A 12,070-nucleotide genomic window follows, 5' to 3' on the forward strand; every position below is an offset into this window, starting at 1 on the left:
ATCCGCATATAACCCGGCTTCGTATTCATACTCCGACGGATCGGCCAGAAGATCTTCAGTCCAGGCCAGTTCATTGTATGCAGGCCACATGGAAGACATAAACAGTTCCTTTACCAGGTTATATAGCCAACAGGCCCCACCCTGGCAATGTGCATTATGTGCTCAGGGGAGGTGTGAGGGCAAAACCCTGACCGTAGTTGAGGCAATAAAGCCACGCCAAAAAAGAGCTGAAGGAGGGTTATTATCTGATACTGTCTGGCAAATCTTTTATTTGACGAATCGATCCAGCAATATATCTTCAACATTCCGTCTTGAATCTATAACGGATAAAACAAAAACATTTGTGTCCGATATTCTGTAAATAATCCGCCAGGAAGGAACAATTATCTCTCGATAGATGTGTATACCCTGATCTTTCAGTTCTGGTACGATTCTGCCCCGATCAGGCAAGGTGTAGAGACTTGTTGCTTTCTCTCTGAGTTTTTTCAGTACTCGCAGCGCATTTTCCGGGCTGTCAACTGCTATATGATCAATTATTTGTTTCAAATCGCTTTGCGCAACAGCAGCCCATTTAATATGGTATGCTTGGCTCATTTGCAGCTTTCTTTCAGTGCACCCTCGATTTCATCGAACATTTCTTCTTGTGACTTTGTCCGTCCCTCCCTGATATCGGCTTCACCTGCTGAAATCAGCTTTAACAGACCGAGGGCATTACGCATATTTTCGTAACTCTGAGGATCTTGAAGCACAGCTCGGGGTTCACCATTCTGGGTTATTATAACAGGCCGATGCGTTTCATTAATTTGCCTGAGTAAATCGGCCGCACGTGATTTTAAATAAGTAACCGGTTTAATATCGTTTGTAATATTCATATTATTTTCCTCCAGTCTGAATAAAATACCATATTCGGACCGAAAGTCAAGTTTTAATGCAACTGCTCAGCAGGTCTCCTGCCAGGCTAACCCCCCACCCTGCTCTGATACTTCTTGAAGTTCTCGGCCTGCTCAAAGATCTCCTTGTAAACTTCATCCCTGTCCACCGGGGGATAGCCGTGATCGGCCAGAAGGATGATCAGATCAGCCTTGAGTTCGGCCTTGATATCGTCGCGACGGTCCCAGTCCGTGTATCTGGCTTTGTCGTCCACAACTTCCTTGACTGCTTTGGATAGAGGGATGAGCTTATCTTCAGGATAGATGAAATCGTATTTCAGGGCCAGGGACTTGAGGATATCGTAAAAGGCCTTTTCCTCAAAATCTATACCCAGGTCGGCAAAGGACTCCTTCTCCTTTTTCAGGGCCTGGTACAGGTCCATGATTTCATCGGTAAAGTCGTCCAGGACACTGCTGACCAGGATATCCTGCTCCCGGCGTTCATTGTACCTGTCCACCAGGGCCTTGAACATTCTGGAGAAATCAGCACCTTTGGCCTTGTTCACTTTTTTGAAATTTTCAATGGCCTTTTTAAGCAGCTGCTGGAGCAGTTTTATCCTGGTGTTGGGCAGTTTTATCTTTTCAATTTTTTTCAGGAAATCATCATCAAACAGGTCGATTTCCCTGCCTCCATCCTGGCTTAGCTTGAAGATTTCCTCCACGCCTTCACTTTGCAGCGCGTCCTTGATCATTTCCCGGACCCGGGCATTCATCTGGGCCGTGTCCGGAGCATCTCCCCTGGTCAGCTTGAACACGATGGAGCGCACAGCCAGATAAAAATGAACCTGGTCGCGTTCCTGCCGGGAAAATTCATCGGTTCCGCTGCATACGTCATAGGCGGCCTTGAGCCGCTGCACCAGGCCCATGAACCTCTTTTCCATGGCCTCGGTGAGCTGGACAAACTCCGCGGCCATGTTCAGGCAGTGCAGCTGTTCCAGGGGGTTGCCGGAAAAATAGGGTGTCTGGTCAAAGGAGTGAAACATCCTGGCCAGCAGATCAAGATGATCCCTGACCACCACAATGGACTGCTCGATTTCTTCAATGTTGGCCCTGTCGGTTTTGGAGTACTGGGCCAGGGCCAGGTTCATCTGTTTTTTGATGCCGATGTAGTCCACCACCAGACCCTTTTGCTTGTCACCGTATCTGCGGTTGACCCTGGAAATGGTCTGAATCAGGGTGTGGCGCTGGACCGGCTTGTCAATATACATGGTATCCAGGGATGGGACATCAAAACCGGTCAGCCACATATCCACCAGAATGGCGATTTTGAAGTTGGACTTTTCATTCTTGAACTGCCGGTCCAGTTCTTTTTTATATTCCTTATTGCCAAGCAGGTCATACAGGTCTTGGGGATCATCCTTGCCCCTGGTCATGACCATTTTGATCCGCTCCACGGGCTTGATCTCTTTTTGCTCTGCCCGGCTAAGTCTTGCTCCTTCCTCGCAGGCCAGAACCCTGTTCCACTCAGGACGAAGGGCGATGATTTCCTTATACAGCTCATAGGCAATGGGCCTGCTGCTGCAGATGAACATGGCCTTGCCCTTTATGCTTGAACCCTCATTAATCCGTTTTTCATAATGCTCGACAAAATCCCGGGCCACCGCCCGGAGCCTGTCCGGATCGCCCAGGATGAGCTGCATGCTGGCGCTGGCCTTTTTGCTTTGTTCAATGGCGTATTCGCTGGCCCCGTCCTCAGCGCACTGGTTGTAATAATCCTCAATCTCCTGAAGCCTGGCATTGTCCAGTAAAACCTTGGCTGCCCGGCCTTCATAGACAATGGGCACGGTGATTCCGTCCTGTACGGATTCGGTCATGGTGTAGGCATCCACAACATCTCCGAAAACATCAATGGTGGCGTCAATGGGAGTGCCGGTAAAACCTACATAAGTGGCGTTTGGCAGGGAATCATGGAGATACTTGGCAAACCCGAAGCTTTTGCGTACCCCCTTGTCCGTTATCCTGATTTTTTGCTCCAGGTTGACCTGGCTGCGGTGGGCTTCATCAGAGATGCAGATCACATTATCACGGCTGGTCAAAAGGCTGGTGTCTTCTGTAAACTTGTGGATGGTGGTCAGAAAAACCCCGCCGCTCTCAATCCCTCTGAGCCTGCTGCGCAGATCTTCCCGGCTTTCCACACTCACAACCGCATCGTCGCCCACAAAGCCTTTGGCACTGGTGAAAAGCCTGGACAGCTGATCATCCAGGTCGTTGCGGTCGGTAATGAGCACAATGGTCGGGCTGGCAAAATCCAGGCTTTTCATGAGGAGCCTGGTCAGAAAAAGCATGGTCAGACTCTTGCCGCAGCCGGTAGCCCCGAAATATGTGCCGCCCTTGCCGTCGCCTCCGGGCCGCCGGTGCTTCAGGATATTGTTATAAAGCTTTATGGTTGCGTAGTACTGGGGATAGCGGCAGACGATCTTTTCTTCCCTGCGCGAACTGTCCGGGAAGAATATGAAGTTGCGGATCACGTCGCGCAGCCGCTGCTGGTTGAACAGGCCTTTGATCATGGTCAGCAGGGAATCTATGCCGTCTTTTTCCAGCGCATCGTCCGCACTGATCTTGCGCCAGGCATAAAAGTATTCATAAGGGGCGAACATGGACCCCATTTTGCTGTTCACCCCGTCGCTTATCACGCAGAAGGCATTGTACTTGAGCAGTTCCGGGATGTCGCGCATGTAGCGGACAGTCAGCTGTATGTAGGCGTCATGAATTGTAGCCTCTTCCCGGATGGCGCTTTTGAATTCAAAGACAACCAGGGGCAGGCCGTTAATGTACAGGATCAGATCAGGGATGCGCTTTTCAAAGCCAGTGATTTCCAGCTGGCTGACTATCTTGAAGATATTGCCTTTTTCACCGTAAGCGCCAGGTTCGTCCCTGCCGATGACGGGCAGATCACCTGGCCGGGGAGTACGGAACCGGGTCAGGTCACGGTAATCACTGAGCTGGATGAACAGGTCTTTTCTGGTGCGGTCCTCCCGCTTGAGCAGGAACCCGTCCGAGACCATCTTCATAATGGCCTTGTTGGTGGAATAAAGATCAGATGCAGGCAGGGATTCCAGCCTGCGGATGATGGTTTCGATCTCGGAATCAGTAATGCCCTCGTGACCGTATTGCCGCTTCAAAAAGGTGCGCAGATCATCCTTGATCAGCACCTCCCCGGGCTCCCGGGTCAGGGATTCACCCAAGACATGCGGATAATCTTCCCGGCCAAGAAGCTCAATTATGGCCTGCTCAAGCTGGGCTTCGGTGAAGTTCATTTTTTACTACAGAAACCTGGTTATAAAATGTGAAAAGCAGACTGCCTGGATTCAGGCTCCCGGTTCCGTCACCCTGGTCCCGGATAATGGAACTGATTTGCTTTTACCGTCACCGTCACCCCGGTCCCAGATCCGTCATCCCGGACTCGATCCGGGACCGGGATGACGTACCCGGGGTCCAGGATTAATCCCGCTGTTCTGGATATAGTGCTGTCTTGCTGGCACCCGGTCTGGTTTACTGGATTCCGGCTTACGCCGGAATGACGGACAATAGAACTGACTTACTGTTACCGTCACCCCGGTCCCGGATAATGGAAATGACTTACTTTTACCGTCACCCCGGACGCGATCCGGGGTCCAGGATGACGGTTAAACCAGGCTGCTACCCCTCTCCGTCATTCCGGCGTAAGCCGGAATCCAGTGAAATGAGCTCATGGTATAAGTCCGTCCAGTTTGGGTTCATGCTCTCAATCAAGTCTAATTTCCATTTGCGTTTCCATTCTTTTATACGCTTTTCCCGTTCAATAGCTGATTGCATATTATCATGCAATTCATACCAGACAAGCTGATGAACGTTGTAGCGTTTGGTAAATCCTTCCACCAGGTTGTTTTTGTGCTGCCAGACCCTTTTAATGAGGTCCGATGTGACACCTGCATAGAGCGTCCCATTCCTTTTACTGGCCAGAATGTATACTGCTGGTTGCTTACTCATTGCTGTCTTACTGGCACCCGGTCCAATTTACTGGATTCCGGCTCCCGGTTCAAGCCCGGGACAAGCTTGCGCCGGAATGACGGACAATGGAACTGACTTACTTTTGCCGTCACCCCGGACCCGATCCGGGGTCCAGAATTTCTCCTGCTGTTCTGGATATAGTGCTGTCTTGCTGGCACCTGGTCTTCTTTTCTGGATTCCGGCTCCCGGTTCAAGCCCGGGACAAGCTTACGCCGGAATGACGGATAATGGAACTGACTTACTTTTATCGTCACGTCGGTTCCGATTCCGTCACCCCGGACTTGATCCGGGGTCCAGTGAGTTTTCCCCAAAACATGCGGATACTACTCCCGGCCAAGAAGCTCAATTATGGCCTGCTCAAGCTGGGCTTCGGTGAATCTGCTCATATCGCCTCGGAGATGCTTTGCTCAGAATCATGGCTGTCTGCTTGTTCAGCAAATTTATCGATCAAGGAATCAGGCAGGCGCAGCTGCCCGGAGATAAGTTTGGGTAGGAGTGTATCGCGGAGGTTGGTAAGTTCGACAATATTCTCGGAGAGTGAGAGCAGTTTCAAATAAATTGAATGAGACTGCTCATTAAAATACTTAAGGATCTTATCTTCGGGAACCAAAAAAGGGATGGGCCTGAAATTTTTTTTGCTGATCTCCATGAAGGTACTTCCGTTAGCCCTGTCTGTAATCTGTTCCATATTGAAATACGCCCAGAGATGAAGATACATTGAACCGTACTTCTCACTTGGTATCATGGCGATGATCCCCTGGTTCACTGAAACCGGAATATTGCTTATTGCGAGGTATCCAATAGGCGCTCTTGAGGACATTAAAACAACCCCGGCCTCAAGCTGGCCAGATGCTATTTTATTAACTCCAGCATCGGTTAAATGCCGCTCAGTGTCTGTCAAAATAATAGAGTTGAGTCTGGACATATCTTTTGGAGTACAAAAGGCATGCACCCCGCCAGCCCAGTACGAATCATCCTTTGTACTGGGTGTCCCCCCTCCGGCAGTATTAACTTGATCACCTATTGTACTTACCTCCCACCCCTCCGGTATCCACCCCAGTTCCTCAGTAAAGACAAAACGGCTGGGGAACAGCTCTTGAATCTCCTGCGGGAGTGGTTTACGCTTGTCCCCCAGAGCCTTCCGGGCTTCTGCCTTGGCTTTCAGGGGTTCAGGAATGGGGTTGCCTGCTGCTAAGGCATTGTCGATCACTGGATCAAAATCAACAAACCAGCTTTTGAACATTGCCTGAGCCATTGACTCTAAGGTGGCATTCATCTGTCGGTTGAGTTCGATTTTGTCGTCAAGTGATGAAAGTATTTTAGTGACAAGCTGTTGTTGTAAGATTGAGGGAAAGAAAACCTTCAAGCCAGCCAAATCACTGCCGCGAATTCCAGCTTGGCCAGCGCCTTGTTCAATGATTGTTCCCATCTCAGCCCTACCTTGAGGGCTTTTAAAGAAATAATAAATGTATTCTGGAATAACTTTTGCTTGATCCAGCCGCACACGAATTAGGTGTGATTCAAATGTCACAGGCTCATTGTCACCTAAAAAGATAGAACATTTTCCTGCACCGGACAAAACTAATGACTGGCGTGCAAACAGAAGGTCACTTCTTTGTAATAATGAACTTGCTGCCTCTTTTTTACTCAGCGGTGCACGGTCGCAAGGAATATTTAACATCCTGTCGAACTCAAATATTTCTCCCATATTAATAAACTTATAGCCCCTTCCTCTGATTTTTTTGGGCTTAGTAAGACCATTTCGAGAAGGTTCCAAATAAAGATCGCCAAGCTTGACGATTTTTATTTTACTCCCCATAACCCAGCGCCTCCAGATTCTCCCGAATCATCGCATCCAGCTTTTCCGATTCCTCCATCTGTTGATACAGCTTCCGGGTCAACTTGCTCATTTTCTCCTCAAAAGGGATGCCGTCATCCTCAATTTCTGCCGCTCCTACATAGCGCCCCGGAGTCAGTACATAATCATTGTCCCTGATATCTTGCAGGGTGGCAGCTTTGCAGAATCCAGGCTGATCCTGGTAAGTGCCGCCTTTGGCTTCGCCCCGCCAGGCATGATATGTGCTGGCAATCTCGGCAATATCCTCGCTGGTAAGTTCCCTATGAGTACGGTCGATCATGCTTCCCATGCCTCGGGCATCAATAAACAGGGTCTCTCCCTGGCGATTGCGGCGGTTGCTCTCGCTGTGGCCTTCCACAGCCCTGGCCTTTTTATTCCTGGTCAAAAACCACAGGCAGACTGGAATCTGCGTGGTGTAGAACAGCTGCCCCGGCAAAGCGATCATGCAGTCCACAAGGTCGTTTTCAATAATTTTCCGGCGGATCAGCCCTTCACTGCTGGTATTGGTGGACATGGAGCCATTGGCCAGCACAAACCCGGCCACGCCGTTTTCAGACAGCTTGGAGATAATGTGCAGTATCCAGGCATAATTGGCATTGCCTGGGGGAGGTACTTCGTAGCCGCTCCAGCGCGGATCATCGGTCAGCTCATCTGGATCGCGCCACGCCTTGAGATTAAAAGGAGGATTGGCCATGATAAAATCGGCCTTCAGATCCGGGTGCTGATCCTTGAAAAATGTATCTGCGGGCATTTCGCCCAGATTTCCGGCTATGCCGCGAATGGCCAGGTTCATCTTGGCCAGTTTGTAGGTGGTGCTGGTGTATTCCTGGCCGTAAATGGAAATGTCTTTCTGGTTCCCCTGGTGACTTTCAACGAACTTAACCGACTGGACAAACATTCCCCCTGATCCGCAGCATGGATCATAAATCTTGCCCTTATAAGGCTCGATCATCTCAGCGATCAGGTTGACCACGCACTTGGGCGTATAAAATTCCCCGCCGCCCTTGCCTTCGGTGGCTGCAAACTTGCCCAGGAAATATTCATACACCCGTCCCACCACGTCATTTTCCTGGTCACAGACAGTATCGATATTGTTGATGGAATCAATCAGGGCTGACAGCTTGCTCTGGTCCAGGCCCATACGGGTAAAATAATTATCCGGCAGCGCACCTTTGAGGGATTTATTGTTCTTCTCCACGGAGTGCAGTGCCGAGTCGATCTTGACCGCGATATCATCCTGTTTGGCCTGCTTTTGGATATAGGACCAGCGCGAGTTCTCCGGCAGGTAAAAGACATTCTTCATGGTGTAAAACTCCACCATGTCGATATAGGCTCCTTTCCCCTCCTGGATCAGTTCCTGCTTACGCGCTTCAAATTTGTCACTGACAAACTTGAGAAAGATCAGGCTCAAGACAACATGCTTGTACTCCGAGGACTCCACCGTCCCCCGCAGCTTGTCCGCCGTCTCCCATAAAGTCTGCTCAAAGCTCTTGGTTTTCTTGTTGGTATTTGATTTTTTGGGCATTGTTATATTTTGACAGTTGCAGGTTGGGGTGTAATGGATAAAGCGCTTCGTTCTCACTAAGCGAGGTGCTGCTCAATAAACCGAGACACCCAAGCGTGCATGTCTTTCACGTCCTCTCCTCCGAATGCATCCCATTCACCATGTGCCGCGCTATTTCGTATGTCCGCAAAAGCGGTGATACGTTTCTGAGTAAGCTTTGGGTAGACACCAGCTTTCGCCAATACTGAATTTACCCTATCAAGTTTGGGTTTATCAGGCAGCTCCAATTCGGCTCGTTCTGCGAGTCGGCGAAGTGAATCTTCAAGCACAGATCCGATGACCACAGCGGCAGGTGCGTAGTATCCTGCTGAAATGAGTGTTTCAGACTGATCTAAAAAATCGCTGAATACCTCTGCCTCGATTAATTCTCTGAGGTTGAATAGGTAGCCTTGTTCGTAGTCTTCAAGAGCAGCTTGGAGCACCCCCAATGCGCGTCGTGTAGGGGCATAGGTCAGGCCTTGCCTTATAGGTTGCGACGAGAAGTTCTTGTAATGCTCACTGTCTGCTCCAAAGACTCGCGAAAGAACATTCTGGACACTCGTAAACCACTGATACGCCAGTTGTGAATCAACAAATGCATCAAATCCAATTGTATTACGAGGGGGGTCCCTCCGAGTGGCTAGAACAGCCTCCCCTCGTTCAATCAATTCGCGGAGCCGTATAGTGACCTTCTCATCTACATTCAAATCTTCCTCCAAAGAATTCATGAAGTAATGCAGTCTAACGTGTCTTTCAGGGAGTGCGGTTTTTTGTGCTTCGTTGAAAAAGCCTCGTTATGTGCGGGCTTGTGACTGCGACTCATACTGCTGGACATAGATCTTTGTAAATAAAATCCATAAATCTAGCCGCTGTGCGCCTTTGGTCCTCAATGTCATCGGTTGTCCAGCAATGATGGGAGGGATTCAACCTTTCCCTCCAAGAATGGGCCTGTTGAGCAAGGGCCGCTGAAATGAAGTCCCCCTCCTCAAGGCGGTCAATTTTCTCGCCTAGCATGCATTCGAACGCTCCAACTGCTTGAAGAGGCCGAGAGAACCTGAAAGTTAGTTCCGTCTCCAAGAAGATTCGAAGATCTCCTGCCGCATGGCTATTTTGATGCCCATCAGCAAATGCTGTGATCTGGCGCCGCTTTAGCTCGTGATCGCTGTGAACAAACTCATCTGCATTCTTACAGCACAGAGTAGATGCTCCTCCGGCGTTCTCGATTGCTAGGAGGTTCACTGGATGATTCCTTCCATACACAAGAAGAAATTTGGCGACATCCGTCTCGTAGTGACTCAAAACGACAAGCTGCCGTACCTTCTTATATAGAGATATGATTTCATGATGTACCGCGCTGATTCTACTGTTATCGAACGACGTCACGGGATCATCGAGAACGACAAGCAGGGCTTGTTTTTCAGATGTATCCAGCAGGTTATCGATGTGGGCCCAAAAAACAGCTAACGCTAATGCTCGACGATCCGACTCACTAAATATTTTTGCAAGGTTCTTTTCTGAAATGTGTTCTCCTTTAAAAAGAACCCTCAGGTAGTAGACAGGGGTGTGCCCAGCCGAATCCAACTCCATTTCCAAGCGGAAATCTCTGCTCCCGAACTCATGAAACCACTTATTGAGGGAGGAAAAGTAACTTTGTAGATAAGTACTCTGTTGTGCCTTTAGGTTTGTTTCCAGAGTGGTGATTTCAGCGCGAAGAGCTTGGATTTCTCCATTAAGCGTTGCCAGTCTTGATACGAGCGCATCCTTTTCCAAGCGTTGAAGGTGCAATTTCGTGCTTTTCCCGGAAGTTGCTAAAGCACGTAGTTCCTCTTCGATTTTTTCCGGTTCTGAACTATCTTTGAAACTCTGCTGCTGGAGACCGATTAGTTTCACTAACTCGTTGTAGCGAACAGCCAACAGCTGTAACCGCTCGTTTTCCGGCTCAGCAAAATTGCCGACCAGCTCTGGCTGAGGCTGGTGAGGTGTTTTCAGCTTGAGCCCAACTCGCTCTTCTACCTCCAGAACAAGCTTATTTCGCTCCTTGTCCCATACGTCCAGTGCCTCGGTTAGCTCATTGGACAAGGTCCCCAGGAGATTTCTATCATCCGAATACGACTCATCTTCCAGTAATTCGGGGTAACTGAGACACGCGTTGAGATTCTCTTGAATTTTAAGCTTAGTGGGTGCGATTGAATAACCTTTGATATTACTGAACTCCCCGTCAAGTTCACGCCGAATTGATTCTTCATGTTCCTTAAAGGACTCGTCAAAATATTGCCTATACATTTCCAGCAGCTGTTTCGCGTCCTCTTGAAGCCTTTGCCCACAAAACTGGCACCTTTCACCATTGTTCTGTTGCAGTCCCCGCTGTATCCATGCTTCAGCACCTTCTTTTTCCATAAAGTTGCTGGAAATGTGCGCGGAGACACGTTGACTAGCTTTTTCATGATGAGTTTCTATCGACGTTTTCAAAGATGAATTAATCCTTGCCATGTGGCTTTCTAAACTGAGAGACAGGGCAATTTCCTTGCAGACGGATCTTTGCTTAATTTGGGCTATGCTCCCTTTCTTCTTCTGTAGCGATGCGTATTGTTTCTGTTGAAGCTCTATCGTCGACTCTAGTTGATCTTTCGTGTCAGACACTTGAAGAGATAGGAAGCCCTTTAAGTCTTGAATGTCTGAAAAACCGTCCCGCAGAAGTTGATTGCGCTCTCGCGTCTTCTCACCCTTGAGCTTCTTCTTATCAGCAATGTTTTGGGCACTCTGGACGCCTTGTTTCCCCAAGATGAATGAGCTCAAGTTCTCCTTTGTTGATCTTGTGAATTGGCGTGCCGCAAAGATGTTGTCGTGAAAGAAAGCATCGTCGAAAACAGCTATACTTGGTCTGTCAATGCCACCAAGATCCCAACTGGTTATACCTGCCGAAATCATGACTTCGCTCGTATGCCCATTCGGAATGAACGATAGCTTTGCCACCTGGGGAGCAGAGGACAAAGGGATTGTCTTTCTATGCATGAGGAGTTGGACATCATCTGTGCCCAGACTGCGAAGGATCTCTGATAAAGTTGATTTGCCGTAGGAATTTCTCCCAAATATTAAGGTCAGCTTGGAAAACTCGGCCGCTCCGCATGAAGCGGCCCCAAAGCGTCCAATATTTTCAAGCTTCTGGATTCTCTTGAGCATTTTAAAAACCTAAAAGCACATAAAGTTGCTAATTTTTACTGCATTAAGTCTGAGTTGATCCTGTCGGACAAATATCCCGCATACTGCAATCATGGCAGATCGGAATTCTTGACTTGCACCACTGCCTTCCAATTTCCCAGCATGGCAAATCCATCATGCCCGGGAATTCAGGGTGTAGCGATCTGGCCTTGTAGACTACCTGGTCCACTGTAGAATCTGGCGGACAAAGGCCAAGGCGGGTGAACACCCTGCGAACATGCACATCAGCCGAAATGTCGATAAAGTGATAATCAGCAAGCGGTATCTTGAAATCTCTGGCCAGAATGTTTGCCGCCATGCTGGCGATCTTGGGACCAACTCCCTTGAATTCCAAAAATCTGTAGACAACTTCGGCGCTGGAAGGCTTATCCTTCCAGATTTGAGAGGCATCCCCTCCATACTTTTCACAAATCAATCTGACAGCTGCAAGAAAATAGCCGCTCATGCTTTCGGCAAAGCGGTGCAGGGGAACCGGATTTGACATGTAATCCATGACGTCCGATCTCGAAAGCCGTTTCAATGATTCCATGG

General features: G+C 49.0%; 8 protein-coding genes and 1 pseudogene. All 9 read right to left on the reverse strand.

Annotated elements, in window-relative coordinates:
- Nucleotides 1-267: 267 nt before the first annotated feature.
- Complete coding sequence (locus tag QZP87_RS14690) at nucleotides 268-594, reverse strand: type II toxin-antitoxin system RelE/ParE family toxin (RefSeq protein WP_291323676.1); 327 nt, start codon at nucleotides 592-594, stop codon at nucleotides 268-270.
- Nucleotides 591-872 (reverse strand): type II toxin-antitoxin system Phd/YefM family antitoxin, encoded by a 282-nt coding sequence (locus QZP87_RS14695; RefSeq protein ID WP_291323677.1) that lies wholly within the window; start codon nucleotides 870-872, stop codon nucleotides 591-593. Before QZP87_RS14695 ends, QZP87_RS14690 begins: the two co-directional genes overlap by 4 nt.
- Nucleotides 873-958: 86 nt before the next feature.
- Complete coding sequence (locus QZP87_RS14700) at nucleotides 959-4,186, reverse strand: type I restriction endonuclease subunit R (protein ID WP_291323678.1); 3,228 nt, start codon at nucleotides 4,184-4,186, stop codon at nucleotides 959-961.
- Between the two features lie 382 nt (nucleotides 4,187-4,568).
- Nucleotides 4,569-4,898 (reverse strand): GIY-YIG nuclease family protein, encoded by a 330-nt coding sequence (locus QZP87_RS14705; protein WP_291323679.1) that lies wholly within the window; start codon nucleotides 4,896-4,898, stop codon nucleotides 4,569-4,571.
- Nucleotides 4,899-5,301: 403 nt separating this feature from the next.
- Nucleotides 5,302-6,738, reverse strand: a complete 1,437-nt coding sequence (locus QZP87_RS14710) for a restriction endonuclease subunit S (protein WP_291323680.1) — start codon at nucleotides 6,736-6,738, stop codon at nucleotides 5,302-5,304.
- Nucleotides 6,728-8,302: a class I SAM-dependent DNA methyltransferase gene (locus QZP87_RS14715; protein WP_291323681.1), complete on the reverse strand. Its 1,575-nt coding sequence runs from the start codon at nucleotides 8,300-8,302 to the stop codon at nucleotides 6,728-6,730. Before QZP87_RS14715 ends, QZP87_RS14710 begins: the two co-directional genes overlap by 11 nt.
- Before the next feature lie 56 nt (nucleotides 8,303-8,358).
- Nucleotides 8,359-9,027, reverse strand: a complete 669-nt coding sequence (locus tag QZP87_RS14720) for a hypothetical protein (RefSeq protein WP_291323682.1) — start codon at nucleotides 9,025-9,027, stop codon at nucleotides 8,359-8,361.
- Between the two features lie 112 nt (nucleotides 9,028-9,139).
- Nucleotides 9,140-11,500: an AAA family ATPase gene (locus tag QZP87_RS14725; RefSeq protein WP_291323683.1), complete on the reverse strand. Its 2,361-nt coding sequence runs from the start codon at nucleotides 11,498-11,500 to the stop codon at nucleotides 9,140-9,142.
- Nucleotides 11,501-11,543: 43 nt separating this feature from the next.
- Nucleotides 11,544-12,070: pseudogene (locus QZP87_RS14730) on the reverse strand (hypothetical protein); the annotation flags it as partial.

The sequence above is a fragment of the Desulfonatronospira sp. genome (assembly GCA_003563255.1).
Taxonomy (GTDB): domain Bacteria; phylum Desulfobacterota; class Desulfovibrionia; order Desulfovibrionales; family Desulfonatronovibrionaceae; genus Desulfonatronospira.